We start from the raw sequence: 18,983 nt of genomic DNA, 5'->3' as shown, positions 1-18,983 counted from the left end.
GCCCCCTTCGGGGGCCGCGTTCTCCGGCGGCTCGCCTCGTTGCTGTTGCCACCATTGCGCCCGCGCCGGCGCCGCTTGCCTCCGCAGGGCGACTATCTGAGACGCGACATCGGCCTGCCGGAGCTCGTGGAGCTGCCGCAATATTGGGACTTCACCCGGTCGAACCGCTGATCCAGTCCAGATCCAACTTCGCAGCAGGAGCGGCAGGCCGCTCCTGTGCACCCTCAACGATGAATGGAGAGACAATGAACATCCATCTGTGGACCAAGCACCTCATCAACCTGTCGGTCCTGTCGATCGCGGCAACGGCGGCGAGTGCCCATGACAGCGGCGGGCTCGATGCGAAGGTGCGGGCGGCCAACAGCCGCTTCGAGAGCGTCTTGACCGCCGTCGGCGAAGGCTACGCGCCGATCCCTTGCGCCAGCGGCATCACCGGCGGCGCCATGGGCATCCATTATGTCAACGCGGCCTACCTGAAGGACGATGCGGTCGATCTGGCAAAGCCCGAGGCCGTGATGTACGAGCCGATGGCCAACGGCAAGCTGCAGCTGGTGGCGGTGGAATACATCACCTCGAAAGGGCCGGCCTCGCTCGAAGGCCAGCTGTTCAACTTCAACAGCGCGCCCAACCGCTATGGCCTTGGACCGTTCTACGAGCTGCATGTCTGGGCGTGGAAGAAGAACCCGACCGGCACCTTCGCCGACATGAACCCGAACGTGTCGTGCGACGCGGTGACGATGAGCGACTGAACCGGAATGCCGGCATCGCGCCCGGCTCCATCACTTGTCTGACGCTTTTCCTGGAATTGCTTCAGCCCTGGTGTGGGACGATCCCAAGCGTGCCCACGCCAGGCCAAGGACCGATCGGCGTCAGCCCATATACTGGGCTGGGGGCGGGTGGCCTACCGGTTGGTCCCGGGGGCGCGGGGAGTGTTAGCTCCCCGCGCAAACCTTCATCCGTTTGCCTGCAAACCGCTGGATGCCTCAGTTGCTGGCGGCCTGCACCAGCACCGGCTTCTCGCTGTAGAGATTGGGAAACAGCGCCTTCAGGTTCGCCACCTTGGGCAGGTCGTTGTAGACGATGTAGGGATAGGTCGGGTTCAGCGTCAGGAAGTCCTGGTGGTAGTTCTCGGCCGGGTAGAAGGTCTTGCCGGTCTCGATCGTGGTGACGATCGGCCCGGGATACAGCTTGGCCTGGTCGAGCTGGGCGATGTAGCTCTGCGCGATCTTCTTTTGCGCATCGTTTTCGGCGAAGATCGTCGAGCGGTACTGGGTGCCGGAATCCGGACCCTGGTAGTTGAGCTGGGTCGGGTTGTGGGCGACCGAGAAGTAGACCTGCAGCAGCTGGCCGTAGGTGACCTTCGAGGGATCATAGGTGATCTCGACGGATTCGGCGTGGCCGGTGCGGCCGGAGCCGACCGTCTCGTACACGGCGTCGTCTTTGGCGCCGCCGGTGTAGCCGGAAACGGCCATGCTGACGCCCTTGACGTGCTGGAACACGCCCTGCACGCCCCAGAAGCAGCCGCCGGCGAAGATTGCCTTTTCGCTGCCGGTGGCGGCCTTTTCGTCCATCGCGGGCGGCGGGATCACCACGGCGTCCTCCGCCGATACGGCCGGCGTCAGCCAGAAGGTGGCGCCCACGGCGGCGAGCGCCAAGGCTGCCAGCGCGCCCCTGGCAAAGCCGATCGAACGGTTCTTGGTATTGATCATGGTTGCACTCCTTATGGCTTGCATTGGGACCAGTCTATTGGATCAGATACGACGGCGCGATCCGTGAGTTGCGGAATGGGCTCACATTCGTGTGCGCCATGCACTTGCCGGACATGCACTTTACGAGAACTCCAGGGACTGTCCCCGGCTGGACAGGGAGCCCGCCAGGGACAGCGGCCACGGCCAATGTTCAGTTGGCCGGAGCCATGGCATCCGCCGCCGGCTTCATCGCGTCGGCAGCGGGTTTCATGGCGTCCGCCGCAGGCTTCATCGCATCCGCTGCCGGCTTCATGGCGTTGGTGGCCATCGGATCTGCCGGCTTCATCGCATCGGTTGCCGGCTTCATGGCATTGGCAGCCGGCTTCATCGCGTTGGTGGCGTCGTCGGCGCGGGCGATGCCACCGGCCAGCAGTGCCGTCGAGCATAGAGCGAGAGCGAGCGCCGGCAGCGTCAGGCGGGAAAGAACGGTCATGGTGGTCTCCTTGGGTGGGCTCGCGCTTTGGCGGCCGGGGTCTTGCGGCGCCGCTCGTGCGGCGTTGCGCAAATTCTGCGGGAGCGGAAAACCGCTTCGCACTTTTCCTGGAATTCTTTAGTTGGTCGCCGCGGCCAGGATCGGCCCGCCGCCTGGCGATTGCACCAGCACGGCGGTGCTCAAGCCGCCCGAAGCCGCCGGCAGATCGAGCGCGGTGACGTCACCGGTCCAGCTGCCGAGCCTTGTCAGCGCATGCACGACATTGGCGTGCGGCAGCGTGCGGCCGGTGTTTTCGCCGCGCGCCACCGGCACCTCGACGACGCCCTTGGTGTAGCGCACCAGCCAGACATCGGCCTTGCCGCCCGGCACCGAACCGGCGCCGATCACCGCCTTGCCGCCATCAAGCGACAGCGACGGGCCCTTGGTGTGGCCGGCGCTGGAGATCAGGCGCTGGATTTCGCCGGACGCGGCGCCGACGCCGTCGGCATGGCCATTGACCACCACTTGCGGCGTGAACGGCCCGTCGCGACCGAGCGCCGGCTCGTAGCGGACCTGGCGCTGGGTGAATTCCTGTCTGCCGAACGTGTCCTTCCAGCCGAGATAATCCCAGTAGGTGACGTTGAAGGACAGCGCCAGCACGCCGGGCTGGTCCTTGACCTTGATGAGGTTGGCGTTGGCCGGCGGGCAGGACGAACAGCCCTGGCTGGTGAACAGCTCGACCACGGTGAGCGGCTGCGCGGCCGCCGCACCGAGGCTAGCCGCGAGCGCAAGCGCGCCCAGGCTGGACAACAGGGCGAACCTTCCGGCTGATAATCTCGGCATCGACTTTGCTCCGTGGGGACGGCGCTGCGATGCGCCGCCGATATCCCCACTTCGCCGCCCTCCGCCGCTTCGTTACAGCGCTCACCGGTTTGTGATCGGAGCTGGAGTTCTTCCCTTCTCCCCTTGCGGGAGAAGGTGGATCGGCGCGTCAGCGCCGAGACGGTTGAGGGGTGCGCGAAGGATCTCCGTCTTTGCCAAGCTGGAGCACCCCTCATCCGTCGCCTTCGGCGACACCTTCTCCCGCAAGGGGAGAAGGAAGAGGGAGCCATTACTCAGGCTTATGCGAACTGCCCAAAACGCCACAGTGGCGTGTAGTGCATGATCGGCCGCTCAAACGTCGCGCCTTCCGCGACAAATCGTTTTCCTGCATCCAGCATGGGCTGGAAGGTATCGAGTTGCCTGGCATGCTCCAGCGTGTCCCACACACTGGTGTTGATCAGCGACGATGTCGCTTCGTCCGCGCCAGCGTAGAAGTCCAGCAGCCCGGGCATAGCCTCGATGCCGGGCCGCAGCGCTGCCTCGACGTCCAGCATCATCCTTCGCAACAGCGCGAACTTCGTGGCATCGCAACGCAAAATGGACACACGCAACACGGGGCCTGACATCGCGTTCTGCTCCAAGAGCCGATATACTGGCATGTTAGGCCAAGCCGGCCCACGCCGCCAATACCTTGCCGCTTCGTTACAGCGCTCACCGGTTTGTGATCGGAGGCGGAGTTCTTCCCTTCTCCCCTTGTGGGAGAAGGTGGATCGGCGCGACAGCGCCGAGACGGATGAGGGGTGTTCCAGCGGAATGAGACGCTGGTGTTCCCTGGAACACCCCTCATCCGGCCGCTTCGCGGCCACCTTCTCCCGCAAGGGGAGAAGGGAAAACCGCACTCAACCGCCGTTCGACCCTTTCCCTCATCGCCCCCTCCAACCCCTCCACCGGCACCAGCCGCTCATGATCTCCGCTCCGCAGCCGCACAAAGGGATGCAGCCGGTAGGCCGCAACCATCCCACGCGTCCCGGCATCGGCACCGACATCGACGACGAAAATCCCGCCAATGCGCCCCGGCCATGGCTGGTGGGCAAGGGCGGTGCCGAGGAAATCGCCAAGTCCATAGGCGACGACCGTCTCACCGATCCGCTCCACCGGCTGCACGACATGGGCGTGATGGCCGGCGATCAGGCCGACGCCCTGCCCGGCCAGCCGCATGGCAAGCGCTCGCGTTTCGGCGCGTGGAAAGTGGCGGAACTCCCAGTCCCAATGCGGCACGGCGCAGAGGAGATCGCAGCCGTCACGCGGCCAGCCTGTCGGGTCGCTGCCCATCGACACGCGGCCGGCGAACAGGTCTTCGCCCGCATTGCGCCACAGCGTGAAGGCGGCAAAGCCGACGGTCAGCGGTCCCGCTTCGACAGGCTGCACCGGGCCATTGGCCGCCAGGCCGATGGTGCGGATACCGAGCCGCTTCAGCGCCGCCACCGTATCGTCGAAGCCGGCGACGCCCTGGTCGAGCACATGATTGTTGGCCAGCGACAGCACCAGTTTTTCGCGCGCGATCCCGATCGAAGACAGCGCCTCGGCCAGAAATCGCTCGCTCATCGCATGATGCGTGCCGAGCTTGGTGCCCAGAACGGCACTTGGCCTGTCCACGACAGGGCTTTCGCAATTGCCGATCACCAGATCGGCGGCACCTAGCAGCGCCTTGATCGCCGGATCGCAGTCCGGAGCGCTGCGATTGGCCACCGCCGAGATATCGCCGATGAAGGCCAGCCGCACCGTCCGCTTCGGCGGGGGGTCCATCAACGTTGCAGCCGCAGGCGCAAACCCGCCGGCATCGCCGCCGAGCGACGGCTTCAGGAAACGCGGCAGCCAGGACAGCTTGTAGGAGAGCGGATAGTTCGACACGCAAAGCCCAATCGTTTGCCCTGTGTAGACCGTCCGCCGGACAGGTTGAAGCGCGAAGGCCGACATTCGTGTATGGTCGCCCGCAACACCACGTGGGAGGGAAAGAATGACACGAACAGCAGGCCTGCTGGCAGCCGCCTTCATGGTGCTTCTCCCCTTATCCTTCGCCAGCTTGTCTTCCGCCAGCGCCGCCATGCCCGAAGCGGCAACCGCGCTGTTCGAGGCCAAGACCGTGGCCGCGCGCGATGGCGCCCTGTCGACGCTGGAGGCCGCCGCGCCAAAAGACCCGGCATCGGCCTATGCCGCCGGCGCCGGCGAATTCTTCACAGCACTTGAGTTGCTCGCCACCGGTCTGCACCGCCATGGCTTCGAGAGCCCGCAATCCTTCATGCTGCCGCTGATGCAGCTGCCGGTGCCGACTAATCCCAATCCCGAGCCGCTGACCTACGAACAATTCCGCGCCATCCTGCTCGCCTTCCGCGACCGCCTGGCAAAATCCGCCGCGACATTGGGCTCGGTCCCCGCCGAGGCCGATATCGGCATGGTCATCGACCTTACCCATGTCGGCATCGACCTCAACGAGGACGGCACGATCGCGCCTGATGAAAGCACGGCCGCGATCATGGCCGCGCTGTCGCACGGCGGCGTTTCACAGGGCGACGCCGCACCCACGCTGACCTTCCGCTTCGACCGCGCCGACGGTTACTGGCTCCAGGGCTATGCCGAATTCCTGATGGCGCAGGCCGATTTCTGGCTGGCGCATGATTTCAAGGGCACCTTCGACGGCTCCTTCCACATGCTGTTCCCGCGCGCCAAGCTGCCGCTGCAGGATATTCTCGTGCCCCCGCCCAGCGAGATGGGCTCGAGCATCTTCTCGTCAGAATGGCGCATCGCCGATTTCATCTCGATGGTGCATATGATCAACTGGCCAGTGGTCGAGCCGGAGCGCCGCAAGGCCGCACGCCAGGAGCTGCTCGAAATGATCCGCCTGTCGCGCGAGGACTGGAGGGCGATCCGCGCCGAGAAAGACAATGACCGCGAATGGCTGCCCGGCCCGCAGCAGAAGGGCGAGAACCCGCTCACCGGTCTCGAAGTCGGCGAGGAGCAGGTGCAGGCATGGCTCGCCACCTTGACCATGGCCGAGGACCTGCTCGAAGGCCGGGCGCTGCTGCCGCATTTCCGCATCACCGGCAAGGGCATCAACATGAAGCGCTTCTTCGACGAGCCGAAGCCCTTCGACCTCGTGCTGTCGATCACCGGCCCAGGCATCGCTCCCTACCTGGAGACCGGCAAGATCCTGACCAGCGAGGATTTCGACCAGATCCAGCGTCAGTTCGGCGGCGGTGGATTTTTGACGTTCGCGCTGTGGTTCAATTGACGGCTTAACGGAACTTGGGTTCCTCGCCCCCCGCAAAGTGGCTATGCCATGCACATACCTTCTGTGACTGGCGGGACCGATTGGCGCGAGGCTTGATTGCCAGGTGGTTCCCCAAATCCGTCGCTGCTTCGCAGCGCCACCTTTCCCCCCTCCGGAGGGAAAGGAAGGGAGCGTTGCTGGACGAGCGTTAACGGCAAAGAACTTGGCGCCTTCCTCTACCCCGTCGATCGGGGGGTCCGAAGGACGGGCGAGACCCGTGGCTCGCCCCGCAGGTGGCTCGGCGAAGCCGAGACGGAGTGGGGGTCGACCAGCGCAGCATAAGACAATGCATGCGCCAAGCTGCATGCCGCAGCGCAAAGCGGAGGCGAGGAAATCCTGTCCCGTGGCTCTCAGAAAATTGCCCCCTGATACAGCACCGCCTCGGCCTCCTCCGGCGCGAACCGTCGGGCCAGCGAGCGAAATGCGCTGTGCACGCCGTCGCGGTCGATGTTGCAGCTTCTGAGATGCCGCATGGCAAGGGCCGGATCGAAGGCGCTGCGGCCATGCAGGACGCGCTGGTTGTCGAAGACCAGCACTTCGCCCGGCTGCAACTGGTGCTGGAACTGGTTTTGTGGATCGCAGATCAGCCGTGTCAGTTCGGCCAATGCCTCGATCAGGCCGTCGATGCGGTCTTCAGGCGCCCATTGCGGCGCCAGGCAGCGGTCATTGTAGCGGATGCCGGTAACCGCGCCTGCCGCGTCGAGGCTGATGACATGCGCCTCGGCGCTGAAGAACACCTCGCCGGCGTGCTCGCGATGAAAGGTGACGCCATGCCGCGTCAACAGCTCGAACAGGCCGGGCGTCCTGTTTCGCATCAGTTCGGCGATATGAAAACCGTCGACCATCAGTGACGTGCCGCCGGTGCCCGCACCGGTGCGGATGGCGTGGAAGAAAATGAAGCCTGGCGGTGCATAGCGGAACGGCTCGTCCGTGTGCGGGATCTGCGCCCGCGCCGTCTCGCCCGCCACCCGCGCATCCGGCCGCGAGATGAGATCGAACACCTTGCCGTAGCTGGTCTCCCGAATTGGCCCGTAGCGGCCGGCGACCCGCGCCGTCGCCTCCGTCTCGGCCGGAACCCCGGTCAGCATGGCGATGCCGTGATCCCTCAGCGCCCGCAGCGACTGGAACAGCGCTTCGTCGTCCGCCACCACCGCGTCGAAGGCGAAGCGGCCGAGCCGGGCAGTAAGATCGCTGTTCCACAGTTGCGGCTGGAACCGAACCGGGCCTGGACCGCCGGCATGGCCGGCGAGCAAAGCCGCATCGTAGCGCGAGACATGCCCATCCTGCCAGATCGCGGTGACCTGCCCGGGGCTCGATACATCGAAACTCTCGGCACGGACGGCCTTGCCGACATCGGCCGGCGTCAGCCACCTCTTGCCCGAAGCGGTGTCGCCACATTGCTCGCATTCGCAGGCAAGCCGCAGCCAGCGCGTCGAGAGTGTTGCAGCGCGGCCATCCGCCAGTTCGATGGCGATCCGCGCACCCTCGGCTCGCATGGCCCGGATCGGCATCGCTTGAGAGCCGGCATGTCCTGGCTGGCTTGCATGCTTTGGCGTGTCGAGCATCTGGTGTCCCCTGTGGTTTGAATTTCTTCGACCAGCCTAGGCAAAGGAAAACCGCCTTTCAAACGAGTTCCTTTCTCCAACTTTTGAGATAAATTCAGAACATGACGACGTTGCGGGACTTGCCACTCTCCGGATTGCGCGCACTGCTGGCCGCCGCCAGGGCCGGCAGCCTGACGCGCGCCGCCGAGGAGTTGGGCGTGACGCCCGGCGCCATCGGCCACCAGATCCGGCAGTTGGAAGAGCGGCTCGGCGTCAAGCTGGTCCGGCGCGAGGGCAACGGCATTGCCCTGACCCGCGCTGCCGAGGCCGCATTGCCCGACATCGACCGCGGCTTCGACGCGCTCGCCTCCGGCATGCGGCGGCTGCGCTTCGAACGGCGGGCCGAGACCTTCACCATCGCGGCCGATCCGTCCTTCGCCTCGCTCTGGCTGGCACCCCGGCTCAACAAGGTGCGGGCAACACTGGGCAGGCTGGATGTCCGCATCGTCGCCTCCGTCGCGCACGATGCCATGCAGGAGGAAGGCGTCAACCTCGCCATCAGCTATCGCCGGGGTGCCGCACCGGACCTCGCATCGCTCGACCTGTTCACCGAACGGGTGATCCCGGCCTGCGCGCCCACCTTGGTTCCCGGCCATGTCAGGCCGGATGCGGCCGAGGTGCTGGACAGGATGCCGCTGCTGCACATCGACCCGACGATGGGCGACGACGTCTATCCCTCCTGGCGTGACTGGTTCGCGGCTGCTGGCCGGCAGCCGAAAGCCATCGACCAGGGTCCGCGTTTCGGGTTGACGATCGTCGCGGCGCAAGCGGCGATCGCCGGCATGGGCGCGCTGCTGGCGAGCGAACTGGTGTTGCGACGCCATCTCGAGCCTGGCCATCTCGTCGAGATCGCCCGTGACGTGCCGGCGCTGTCCATCAAGCGCCGGCTAGTCTGGCCACGGCATGGTCCCAAGGCGCGCCGTGCCGCCACCGTTGCCGCCGAACTGGCTGGTATCGCCGACATCGGTGTCGATGGCGCCCTGCCCGCGTGAGCCTGCCTTAACGCGGGAACCCGTGCAGCCTGCCGAGCAACCACTGCAGCGGGTCGTTTACGAACGCCCGCGTGACGAACGTATCGTGGGCGGCATCCGAGGCGAGGAAGGCGATGGCGCCAGCCTCGAGCCGGCGCGGCGGATCGGAACTGGCGTTGATGCCCTGGCTGGCCAGCAACTGCCGGATCTCCGCATTGCCGGCGGCCGAGGACCGGCCATAGGCGCTGACGAAAAAACTCTTGCGGTGATGCGTGATCCAGTTGGCGAAAATGTCGGCCTCGTCGAACACCGCGTCGAGCAGGATGACGCCGAGCAAGCGACCGCTGATGTCACCGTTCCCAAGCACGAAGGCGGCCGGGTTGTAGCCGCCGCTATAGGCGACCAGCACCACCGGCATGGCCTCGAATGTCGTCGCCTTGGCGCCGGTCAGCTTGGCCAGCCCCTGCGCCGCCTCGGCCATGAACCCAGCAAAATAGCCCGACGTCCAGAAATTGCCGGCGCTGGAGTCCTGCGCGTTGCTAGCGAATTGCGGCGCCACCACAACGGCGTTGAGGCCAGACGCCTCAACCTGTGCGACGACCCGCTGGCGGCCGACCACGTCGCGCTGCAAGGTGGCGCCATTGCCGTGGAAGAACACCACGATCACCGCCGATTTGGCCGGATCGAACCCCTTCGGCACGGCCAGCAGCGTCGAGCGGTCGGAATAGGTCTCGTCTTCCCAGTAGATGCCGCCGCGCGGCGAGGTGTGGCCAAACCTGCCGTTGGCGGTCACGTCCAGAAACGGCCCCGAGCCGTCGGGCAATTTTCCGCGATAGGGAAAGGGTGACGCCTTGAACGGCACGATGGTGGATATCGCCTTGTGCAAGCGCGCGCCCTGGCTTGCCATCGGAAACGCCGCCGTGGCCAGCAATGCGGCGACGACGGCGCGCCGGTCGACCATCAGGCCGTCACCAACCGGACAGCCGGCGCCTTCGAGGGCAACAGCACGGCAAAGAACGCCGGGATGGCGACGAGATACGCGATCGCGGCCCATTGCAGCACGGCGCTGAGACCGAAACTGGTGGCGACGATCGGCACTGCGGCCGAGCCGATCACCGAGAAACAGCCATTGATGCCCCACGCCCACACGAACAGATGCTCCTTGCCGAGCCGCGCCAGCCAGGTCATCGCGGTGGCCATCGGCATGCCCATCAGGAAGGCCGGCGGCGACACCAAAAGGAAGCAGAGCAGCAGCCGCACCGCATAGGGATAGGCGCCGATCCGGTCGAGCACCGGTGACAAATAGAAACCGTAGGCTAGCAGCAGCACGCAGACGGCCAGCAGAACCACCGGCAGCAGCGTCCTGGCGCGGTCGAAGATGCGCTCCGCAAACAAGCTGCCCAGGCCGGAAAACACCAACATCGACGAGATCAGCACCGAAGCCGACACCGTCGGATTGGCGAGCGCCACGGTGAAGCGGCTGATCAGCCCGACCTCGACCATGATATAGCCGAGGCCGAGGCAAGCGAAATAGAGGATAGTGCCGAGCTTGCCGCGCGAGCGCGAGAACACGATGCGCCAGCCGAAGATGACTGGCAAAAGCACCAGCGACGCCGCCGTGAGGCAGGCGATGCCGAGCGTCGCCCAGATCAAGAGATAACCCCAATCGTCCTGGAACAGATCGAGCCGGTCCAGCGTGCGCGGCAGGTCGGCGACCTTCACATAGGCGGCGAAATAGGGCTGGTCGTTGCTGAGCGCACGCGCGTCAAAGACATAATCGCCGGCGAGCTTTTCCCAGCCGCCGGTCAAAAGCGCGTGCCAGGTCATGCGCTGCAGTTCCGTCGCCGGCAGGACCTGCGGACCGGCATCGCCGCCGGCGCCCGCACAGGCATCGAGCGTTGGATCGGCAGGCGCCGTCGGGTCGCAGTTGGGATTCCCGGGTGCAGACGCGTCGGCGGGTGCTGTCGCATCGGCGGCGGGCTGCGTCAGCGTCGCGTCCTGTCCGCTGCCGAAGATCGAGGCGCGGTAATCATCGAGCACCTTTTGCGCACCGGCCCCATCATAGACCATGCCCGGATAATAGACTTCCTCCCAGGACATCGACTTGGTGTAGTCGCGCAGCGTCTTGATTTCGGTCTCGGTGAAGCCGCCGCGCTTGAACAGCACCGTCGTCGTCGAGAGATAGCTCGACACCGCGAAGACGTCATTGGCCGCGCCCTGCGGATCGAATGTCCTGGCCGCTTCGGCGATGGTCGCATAGAGCTTCAGCACCGATTTCGGCGGCTCTTCCTTGTTCCACAAGGTCACCGACAGCACGCCGCCATCGGCCAGCGCGTGCATGTAGCTCAGCATCGCCTCGTGCGTGTAGGCGTACTTCTCCGAGATGGCGAAACCGCCTGGATTGGACAGGCCGACACTGTCGGCGAGGCTGAGGTCGATGACGTCGTAGCGCTCGGCGGTGTTGGCGAGGAACAGGCGGCCGTCATAGTCGATCACCTTGAGCCGCGGCTCGGCCAGGATATCGCCGGTGACATCCCTGAGCACCGGATCGCGGAACGCCCGCAACGTCATCGGGTTGCTCTCGGCGACGGTCACCGAGGTCGATCCGGCATTGAGCGCGGCCTGCGTGGAGATGCCGCCGCCGAACTGCACGACGAAGGTTTTCGGCTTGCCCTTGATGACATAGGGATAGTGCATCGGCAGGTAGCGGAAATAGACCTGCTCCGCCGGCGCCAGGTTGCGCATGATGCCTTCCGGCCCGTCGCCGTCACGATACATGCCGACATAGGTGTTGGCCGGCACCTCGGGCATGCCGAAGGCTGCGTTGTCGCTCAGGCCCGGCGCGAAATGCATGTAGGAGCTGGCATAGACCTGCAGGTCGCCGAACGGCGAGACGCTGCGGTAGATGCGCTTGCCGTCCGGGAAGTTGCGGGCGTAGGCGACGCCCTTGTATTGCGACACCGCGATGTCTTGTATGCCGAGCAGGCCGGGCAGCATCAGGTAGCCCGATATCGACAGCACTGCCACGACCACGCCGGCAACGACGCTCTTCCAGGCGCCGAAAGCGGCGAACCACAGCAGCGAACCGGCGGCCCACAACAGCAGCGGCACGACGATGATGATTTCCGGCGAAAACAGATACATCGACACCAGCACGACGAGGCCGGCGAGACCCGAACCGGTGAGATCGGCGAAATAGACGCGGCCGAAGGCGGTGCGGCTCTTCAGGAAGACGATGCCGAGAAAGAACGCACCGGCCAGGAAGGGCAGGAGATAGAGCAGGAAATTGGCCAGCAGCCGCCATTTCTGTTCGGGGTCGGAGACCAGGAAGATGGCGTTGAACGGCACCGTCTGGGCGACGAGGTTGGAGCCGACGGCAAGCGGGCCGATCAGCAGCAAGGCGGCGGTGGCCGCACCTTGCCAGTGGCGGTCGAACCAGCCCTTGCCGGCGAAGATGACGACGCTGGACAGCGAGAAGCCGAGCATGGCGAGGCTGACCACCAGCGAGCCGAAATGCGACCAGCTGCCGACGGCGAACACCCGCATCACCGCTATCTGCAATGCGATGATGGCTCCGGCGATCAGCCCGACCGCGAGATAGTGCGCGAGCCGAGGCGCCTCGAGCGGAGGAACGGCCTTCAGGGAAGGAAGAGCCGGGCGGGAATTCGATATGACGGCTGCCATTCAGGTCCCTTGATGCGGCAATGCTCAGGCGTTGTGCGTGCCGACGATCTGGTCGCCTTCGAGCTTCGTGAACGGCACGAACGGTACCACCTTGCCATTGTAGATGTCCGAGCGGACGATGTTGAAGGTGCCGTCGGCAAGCTGCTGCTTGATCACCTTGAGCACGTGCTGGGCGCCCGGCGGACCGACCGGAATGACCATCACGCCATTCGGCTTGAGCTGCTGCAGCAGCGATGGCGGGATGTGGTCGATGCCGCAGGTGACGATGATCTTGTCGAACGGGCCGACGCTTTCCCAGCCATAATAACCGTCGGCGTTGCGGCTGGTGACCGAGCCGAACTCGCTGTAGCCGCGCTCGATCAGCGCGTCGTAGGTGCGGCGGGTGCGCTGCGCCAGCGGGTTGATGATCTCTATCGTGTGCACCTTGTCGGTGAGGTTGGCGAGATACGCCGACTGGTAGCCCGAGCCGGTGCCGACCTCGAGCACGGCTTCGCCGAACTGCACGTCTATGGATGTCGTCATGCGCCCGACCAGGTGCGGACCCGAAATGGTCACGCCATAGCCGATGTCGAGGAAGGCATGGTCATAGGCGCGGCCCAGATTCTGGGGCAGCACGAATTCTTCGCGAGGCGTCAGGAGGAAGGCGCGCTTGTTGCGGTCGTCCAGCACGTCCTTGTTGTAGACCATGATCTGGAAGCGATCGAACCGCTCGGCCAGGAACTTCGGATCCTCGCCGCGATTGGCCACCATCCAGTCGATGAACGACTTTTTGTCCTTGAACGGCACTTCGGCGTTGCGGTCGTAGGGCACCGGTACATTGGCCCTGACGGTGGCCGGAAGAATGGAAAACACCGCAGCACCCGCCGACAGCGCCAAGAAGTCCCGACGCTTCATGGAAAAGCCTCCAAAGTGGCCTTTGCCACTCCAAACCAAGCACTTGAACGGAGTGCACCGGCTCCCAAAACGAGTCAATGGCCGTCGCGAGACAGCCGTCCGGGCCAAGAATTTGTGGCAGGCGGGCAACAGTTTTTGACGGTGCCCAAGGCCTTCCCGACGCCACGCAACGAGCGCCCGCCATCGTGGCATGACCGGCCGAACAGCCACCCGCACAAATTAGCGAGGGCTGTTTTGCTTGACTTGCCGGACAAAAACGGGCAGCAAAACAGGATTGGAAGGGCTGCAATACCGCGTGCATGGTCGTGGACAAGCCTTTTTCGGCACAAAGTCCACGTCTCTCTGTTGGTTTTGAGAGGGATTGGTTAACCAACTTTGTCCATATTTTGAAGCAATCGGCAACTAACGACAGGCGCGGAAAACGCGTCGGGGACCACCTGGGATCACTCACAGAATGGTCGTCGCGGCTATCACAGCCGCGGACGTGGGAGCCGATTGGAGCAAGATTGGTGGCATGGCGTTCTTGAGTAGAAACATTGTCGGGGACACGCGTTGGGAGGGCGAGAATGCCTGCGACGCTCCACGTTCCTCATCCTTCACCCCTAAACGGATCGTCCGCTGGGTCGCCGTGCCCGGCGTCAGCGCTGCCGTGGGCCTTTGGCTGATCGGCACCATGGCCGGCCTCAGTTCGGTCGGCGCCTCGCTGTCGGCGACGTCGGGCGGCCTGCCGCAGACGCTGTCCATGCCGGGCTCGCTGGCGCTGGCCGATCCGCTGAAACAACATTTCCTGACATCCTCGGCGCCGTTCGTGCTGGCCAATGCCCATGGCGGCGCAGAAGCCCTGCACGATCATGCCGTGCAATGCGGCGCCAGCTGTTTCAAGCTGGCCAGGGTGAGCCCCCACGCGGAGAAATCCGCACGCCTCGTGGCATCGGCAAAGCCGGCGGTCTTGAAGTCGAAGGCGCAGGAGCGCTTCGAACGCATGGAAGCATCGCTGTCGCCGACCAAGCTCGCGGCTGCCTTTGCCGGCGCCGGCAAGCCTGTCGCCACGGCCGACGCCCGCCCGGTGATTTCCAGCATCGGGGCCCAGATTACCCAGGCGTCGCTGGTGCCGTCCGTCCAGGTCGTCGCCAGCCTGTCGGACGACATTCCACCGCCCGCGGCGGAACGCTTCGCCCGAGCCGGCACCGGCTCCGTTGTCGTGCAGACCGCGCCTGCGCCGACGGGTTTTGCCCAGCCGGAGACACCTGACAACGCTCAGTTGGCGCTCGCTCTCGTCCAGTCGATGCCGGTCCAGGACGAAGCCTTCGCCTCGCCGCTGCCGATGACCGGCGCCTCGGCCGATGTCGCGGTCGCGCCTGTCGAGACCCAAAAGGCGCAGCCCGGCGACGCCGCCTCGCTGCCGGACGCGCTCACCGACGACGTGCCGCTGCCGACCCGCCGGCCGCAATATGACGGGCCGCAGCAGCCCAAGGTGGTGGAACAGGACAAGGCCGTGGAGCAGGACAAGCCGGCTCCACAGCCCAAGATCGCGCAGCAGAAGCCGGCTCCCCAGGCAAAGCCGGCCCAACAGGCCAGGCAAGGCCGCCAAGGCGGCGACGTGCTGGCCTATGCCAAGCCGGACACGCCTTCGGGCGGCCTTGGCCAGGCGTTCAGAAACCTGTTCAACGGGCCGAGCGCCGGAAGCGGTGCCGGACACGGCGTTGCAGTCTATGACATCAGCGCCGGCATGGTTTACATGCCGGACGGCGAGAGGCTCGAAGCGCATTCGGGCGTCGGCGCCATGACGGACCAGCCGCGCTATGTCAACCAGAAGAACCGTGGACCGACGCCGCCCAACACCTACAATCTGTCGCTGCGCGAGGCGCGCTTTCACGGTGTCGAGGCGTTGCGCCTCACCCCGGTCGATGGCCGCAACAAATACAATCGCGACGGCTTCCTGGCCCATAGCTACCTGCTTCGCGGCCGCTACGGACAGTCCAGCGGCTGCGTTGCCTTCAAGGACTATGCGCGCTTCCTCGCCGCCTACAAGAAGGGCAAGATCAAGCGCCTGGTCGTCGTGCCGCGCCTGAACGGATCGGCGACGCGGGTAGCATCCAACGGAAGCGGCGCCTGATCGGCGTCGGACAGGCACGGGCCGTGGCTTTCTCCTCCTGACAGCCTTCTGTCAGGAGCCGCGTCTGGCGGCGTGCCCCGCCCCATCCCACTCTTTCCATTTTGGCCAAGACCTCCCATATTCGGGACATGGCCAGATCCCCCGACAAGAAAACGCCGCCGACGGCGAATGACGACCGCGCCGCGCCCAAGCGGCGCAGTCCGCTGACCGATTTCCTCGACGCCTCCGAACCGCTGCGCAAAGGCGGCTTCGCCGAGATGCCGCAACCCGAGCTGTCGGGCATGCCGCTGACCGGTTCGATCGCCGACTGGGCCGAGCAGATAGAGCAGGAGGCGGAGAAGGAAGGGCGCCAGACCGGCAAGGGCGACGGCGGCAAATCGCCAAAGCCTTCGAAGAAGATTCCCGAACGCTCCGCCGCCCCGGGACGCACGGCGCGCGGCACCTCGATGGGCGGCGCGGCCACCGCCCGCGAGCGCACCGCCGCCGGCCTCAATCCCGTCGCCGGCCTCGACGTCTCGCTGGAAGAGGCCGAGACGATGACCTCGAGCGGCGTCACCGCGACGGTGGCCGCCCTCTCCGCATTGATCGAATCCGGCAATCCGCTGCACAAGGACGGCGTGCTGTGGACACCGCACCGCCCTGCCCGGCCGGAAAAATCCGAAGGCGGCATCGCCATCAAGATGGTGTCGGACTTCGAGCCGGCCGGCGACCAGCCGACCGCCATCAAGGACCTTGTCGAAGGCATCGACAACAACGACCGCACCCAGGTGCTGCTCGGCGTCACCGGCTCCGGCAAGACCTTCACCATGGCCAAGGTGATCGAGGAGACGCAGCGCCCCGCTTTGATCCTGGCGCCGAACAAGACGCTTGCCGCGCAGCTCTATTCCGAGTTCAAGAAATTCTTCCCCGACAACGCGGTGGAGTATTTCGTCTCCTACTACGACTATTACCAGCCGGAAGCCTACGTCCCGCGCACCGACACCTTCATCGAGAAGGAGTCCTCGATCAACGAGCAGATCGACCGCATGCGCCATTCGGCGACGCGCTCGCTGCTCGAGCGCGACGACGTCATCATCGTCGCCTCGGTGTCCTGCATCTACGGTATCGGCTCGGTCGAGACCTATACGGCAATGACCTTCCAGATGCAGATCGGCGACCGGCTCGACCAGCGCGCGCTGCTCGCCGACCTCGTCGCCCAGCAATACAAGCGCCAGGACATCAACTTCGTCCGCGGCTCGTTCCGTGTGCGTGGCGACACGATCGAGATCTTCCCGGCCCACCTGGAAGACCGCGCCTGGCGCATCTCGATGTTCGGCGACGAGATCGAGCAGATCACCGAGTTCGACCCGTTGACCGGCCAGAAGACCGGCGAGCTGAAAAGCGTCAAGATCTACGCCAATTCGCACTATGTGACGCCGCGCCCGACGCTGAACCAAGCGATCAAGTCGATCAAGGAAGAACTCAAGCAGCGTCTTGTGGAACTGGAACGCGCCGGCCGCCTGCTGGAAGCGCAGCGGCTGGAACAGCGCTGCCGCTTCGACCTCGAAATGCTGGAAGCCACAGGCTCCTGCGCCGGCATCGAGAACTATTCGCGCTATCTCACCGGCCGCCAGCCCGGCGATCCGCCGCCGACCTTGTTCGAATACATTCCCGACAATGCGCTGGTCTTCATCGACGAAAGCCACGTCACCGTGCCGCAGATCGGCGGCATGTATCGGGGCGACTTCAGGCGCAAGGCGACGCTGGCCGAATACGGCTTCCGCCTGCCGTCCTGCATGGACAACCGGCCGCTGCGTTTCGAGGAATGGGACGCCATGCGCCCGCTGTCCGTCGCGGTCTCGGCAACGCCGGGCGGCTGGGAGATGGAGCAGGCCGGCGGCGTCTTTGCCGAGCAGGTCATCCGCCCGACCGGCCTGATCGACCCACCGGTCGAAGTGCGCCCGGCGAAAAGCCAGGTCGACGATGTCGTCGGCGAGATCCGCGAGACCACCAAGGCCGGCTACCGCACGCTGGTCACCGTGCTGACCAAGCGCATGGCCGAGGACCTGACCGAATACCTGCATGAGCAGGGCGTGCGCGTGCGCTACATGCACTCCGACATCGATACGCTGGAACGCATCGAGATCCTGCGCGATTTGCGCCTCGGCGCCTTCGACGTGCTGGTCGGCATCAACCTGCTGCGCGAGGGCCTCGATATTCCCGAATGCGGCTTCGTCGCCATTCTCGACGCCGACAAGGAAGGGTTCCTGCGCTCCGAGACGTCGCTGATCCAGACCATCGGCCGCGCTGCCCGCAATGTCGACGGCAAGGTCATTCTCTACGCCGACCAGGTCACCGGCTCGATGGAAAGGGCGATGGCCGAAACCAACCGCCGCCGCGAAAAGCAGATGGAATGGAACGCGGCCAACGGCATCACGCCCGAATCGGTCAAGTCGCGCATCTCCGACATTCTGGATTCGGTCTACGAGAAGGACCACGTCCGCGCCGACATCTCGCAGTTCACCGACAGCGCCGGCGCCATGATGGGCAACAACCTCAAGGCCCATCTCGACGCCATGGACAAGCAGATGCGCGACGCCGCCGCCAACCTCGATTTCGAGAAGGCAGCCCGCATCCGCGACGAGATCAAGCGGCTGCGCGAGATGGAACTGTCGATTTCCGACGATCCGCTGGCGCGCGAGGTGGAAGGCCAAAGCCCCGCCTCGGGCCGCGAAAAGGGCAAGCACAACAAGGGCGTGGCCAAACATCGTACGGCGGAGGAACAGGAGCGTTTCCGCAAGTTCGAGGAAGCGCGTGCCGCCGAAGAGGCGGCCAAGGCTGCCCGGCCCAACCTCTTCCGCAAGCCTGATCTCGACGAGATGGGCGCCGACGGCGCTGTCCCGGTCAAGAAGCCGCTGTTTGCCAAACCCTCGATCGACGACATGGGTCCCGGCACCGACATGCCGACGCCGGCAGGTGCCGTATCGCGCTCGCTGTTCAAGAAACAGTCGGCGTCCGAGGCACACGGCTCCGACTTCGGCATTCCAGGCGAAGCCACCAAGCCGCTGTTCAAGAAGAACTCGCTCGACGAGATGACCGTGCGGCGAACGGAAAAGCCGGTCGAAGGAAAGCTGCCCACCAAGCCGCAGCCAATCTCCCCCCAACCGGGGGAGATGCCCGGCAGGGCAGAAGGGGGCGCGAAGGATCGCGACGACAAACCAATCATTCGCCAGCGCGCCGGCATCGGTTCGTATGAGGATCCAGGCGACGCCCGCCGAGAGAAGCGCCGGCCGGGCAAGACAGGTCGGCCGGGACGGTAGCTGCCGCTTCCTTCTCCCCCTGTGGGAGAAGGTGGATCGGCGCGCAGCGCCGAGACGGTTGAGGGGTGTTCCAGCGGAGTGAGACGTTGGTATTCCCTGGAGCAA

14 protein-coding genes are annotated in these 18,983 nt (G+C 65.2%); 5 read left to right on the top strand and 9 right to left on the bottom strand.

The genetic code is table 11. The features are described from left to right. Positions 1-245: 245 nt before the first annotated feature. A complete protein-coding gene (locus tag LB568_RS20935; RefSeq protein ID WP_013892084.1) occupies positions 246-749 on the top strand; it encodes a hypothetical protein in 504 nt (167 codons plus the stop codon). Positions 750-983: 234 nt separating this feature from the next. Here the strand turns inward: LB568_RS20935 and msrA are convergent, their stop codons facing one another. The 5 genes from msrA to LB568_RS20910 form a co-directional block, all read right to left on the bottom strand. Next, positions 984-1,709 carry a peptide-methionine (S)-S-oxide reductase MsrA gene (gene msrA / locus LB568_RS20930; RefSeq protein ID WP_224731160.1) on the bottom strand — a complete coding sequence of 242 codons (726 nt, stop codon included), beginning with the start codon at positions 1,707-1,709 and terminating at the stop codon, positions 984-986. 190 nt (positions 1,710-1,899) lie between these two features. After that, positions 1,900-2,181, bottom strand: coding sequence for a hypothetical protein (locus tag LB568_RS20925; protein WP_224731159.1), 282 nt, complete (start codon positions 2,179-2,181; stop codon positions 1,900-1,902). A 117-nt stretch (positions 2,182-2,298) separates the two neighbouring features. Then, positions 2,299-3,003, bottom strand: a complete 705-nt coding sequence (locus tag LB568_RS20920; protein ID WP_224731158.1) for a DUF1223 domain-containing protein — start codon at positions 3,001-3,003, stop codon at positions 2,299-2,301. 278 nt (positions 3,004-3,281) lie between these two features. Beyond that, positions 3,282-3,608, bottom strand: coding sequence for a hypothetical protein (locus LB568_RS20915; protein WP_224731157.1), 327 nt, complete (start codon positions 3,606-3,608; stop codon positions 3,282-3,284). Positions 3,609-3,825: 217 nt separating this feature from the next. Continuing rightward, positions 3,826-4,893, bottom strand: coding sequence for a CapA family protein (locus LB568_RS20910; RefSeq protein WP_224731156.1), 1,068 nt, complete (start codon positions 4,891-4,893; stop codon positions 3,826-3,828). A 106-nt stretch (positions 4,894-4,999) separates the two neighbouring features. Between LB568_RS20910 and LB568_RS20905 the strand changes: the two genes are divergently transcribed. Next, complete coding sequence (locus LB568_RS20905) at positions 5,000-6,271, top strand: hypothetical protein (RefSeq protein ID WP_224731155.1); 1,272 nt, start codon at positions 5,000-5,002, stop codon at positions 6,269-6,271. A 389-nt stretch (positions 6,272-6,660) separates the two neighbouring features. On the opposite strand, the gene LB568_RS20900 is transcribed toward LB568_RS20905, so the two are convergent. Continuing rightward, positions 6,661-7,875, bottom strand: coding sequence for a clavaminate synthase family protein (locus tag LB568_RS20900; RefSeq protein ID WP_140571932.1), 1,215 nt, complete (start codon positions 7,873-7,875; stop codon positions 6,661-6,663). Positions 7,876-7,976: 101 nt separating this feature from the next. Here LB568_RS20900 and LB568_RS20895 point away from each other — a divergent pair, with 101 nt between their 5' ends. Beyond that, positions 7,977-8,906: a LysR substrate-binding domain-containing protein gene (locus tag LB568_RS20895; RefSeq protein ID WP_140571930.1), complete on the top strand. Its 930-nt coding sequence runs from the start codon at positions 7,977-7,979 to the stop codon at positions 8,904-8,906. A 7-nt stretch (positions 8,907-8,913) separates the two neighbouring features. Here LB568_RS20895 and LB568_RS20890 read toward each other — a convergent pair whose 3' ends face one another. From LB568_RS20890 to LB568_RS20880, 3 genes are read right to left on the bottom strand one after another with little or no spacing between them, the layout of a single operon-like run. Next, positions 8,914-9,846 (bottom strand): hypothetical protein, encoded by a 933-nt coding sequence (locus LB568_RS20890; protein ID WP_224731154.1) that lies wholly within the window; start codon positions 9,844-9,846, stop codon positions 8,914-8,916. Then, a complete protein-coding gene (locus LB568_RS20885; RefSeq protein WP_224731153.1) occupies positions 9,846-12,569 on the bottom strand; it encodes a hypothetical protein in 2,724 nt (907 codons plus the stop codon). The genes LB568_RS20890 and LB568_RS20885 overlap by 1 nt, the downstream gene beginning before the upstream one ends. 24 nt (positions 12,570-12,593) lie before the next feature. Further along, positions 12,594-13,463, bottom strand: coding sequence for a protein-L-isoaspartate O-methyltransferase family protein (locus LB568_RS20880; RefSeq protein ID WP_224731152.1), 870 nt, complete (start codon positions 13,461-13,463; stop codon positions 12,594-12,596). A 514-nt stretch (positions 13,464-13,977) separates the two neighbouring features. Between LB568_RS20880 and LB568_RS20875 the strand changes: the two genes are divergently transcribed. Both LB568_RS20875 and uvrB read left to right on the top strand, forming a co-directional pair. Next, positions 13,978-15,579, top strand: a complete 1,602-nt coding sequence (locus tag LB568_RS20875; RefSeq protein WP_224731151.1) for a DUF2778 domain-containing protein — start codon at positions 13,978-13,980, stop codon at positions 15,577-15,579. A 128-nt stretch (positions 15,580-15,707) separates the two neighbouring features. Next, entirely contained in the window at positions 15,708-18,878 is a 3,171-nt protein-coding gene (uvrB, locus tag LB568_RS20870) for an excinuclease ABC subunit UvrB (RefSeq protein WP_224731150.1), read from the top strand. The last annotated feature ends 105 nt before the right edge of the window (positions 18,879-18,983 follow it).

The sequence above is a fragment of the Mesorhizobium sp. B263B2A genome (assembly GCF_020165775.1).
In the GTDB taxonomy this organism is placed as follows: Bacteria; Pseudomonadota; Alphaproteobacteria; order Rhizobiales; family Rhizobiaceae; genus Mesorhizobium; species Mesorhizobium opportunistum.
The sequence above is the reverse complement of the archived record's forward strand: the minus strand, read 5'-3'. Positions and strand labels throughout refer to the sequence as shown.

Coding starts and splice junctions, on each gene's coding strand:
- LB568_RS20935 (WP_013892084.1), top strand. CDS start 246: ATGAACATCCATCTGTGGACCAAGCACCTCATCAACCTGTCGGTCCTG.
- msrA (WP_224731160.1), bottom strand. CDS start 1,709: ATGATCAATACCAAGAACCGTTCGATCGGCTTTGCCAGGGGCGCGCTG.
- LB568_RS20925 (WP_224731159.1), bottom strand. CDS start 2,181: ATGACCGTTCTTTCCCGCCTGACGCTGCCGGCGCTCGCTCTCGCTCTA.
- LB568_RS20920 (WP_224731158.1), bottom strand. CDS start 3,003: ATGCCGAGATTATCAGCCGGAAGGTTCGCCCTGTTGTCCAGCCTGGGC.
- LB568_RS20915 (WP_224731157.1), bottom strand. CDS start 3,608: ATGTCAGGCCCCGTGTTGCGTGTGTCCATTTTGCGTTGCGATGCCACG.
- LB568_RS20905 (WP_224731155.1), top strand. CDS start 5,000: ATGACACGAACAGCAGGCCTGCTGGCAGCCGCCTTCATGGTGCTTCTC.
- LB568_RS20900 (WP_140571932.1), bottom strand. CDS start 7,875: ATGCTCGACACGCCAAAGCATGCAAGCCAGCCAGGACATGCCGGCTCT.
- LB568_RS20895 (WP_140571930.1), top strand. CDS start 7,977: ATGACGACGTTGCGGGACTTGCCACTCTCCGGATTGCGCGCACTGCTG.
- LB568_RS20890 (WP_224731154.1), bottom strand. CDS start 9,846: ATGGTCGACCGGCGCGCCGTCGTCGCCGCATTGCTGGCCACGGCGGCG.
- LB568_RS20885 (WP_224731153.1), bottom strand. CDS start 12,569: ATGGCAGCCGTCATATCGAATTCCCGCCCGGCTCTTCCTTCCCTGAAG.
- LB568_RS20880 (WP_224731152.1), bottom strand. CDS start 13,463: ATGAAGCGTCGGGACTTCTTGGCGCTGTCGGCGGGTGCTGCGGTGTTT.
- LB568_RS20875 (WP_224731151.1), top strand. CDS start 13,978: ATGGCGTTCTTGAGTAGAAACATTGTCGGGGACACGCGTTGGGAGGGC.
- uvrB (WP_224731150.1), top strand. CDS start 15,708: ATGGCCAGATCCCCCGACAAGAAAACGCCGCCGACGGCGAATGACGAC.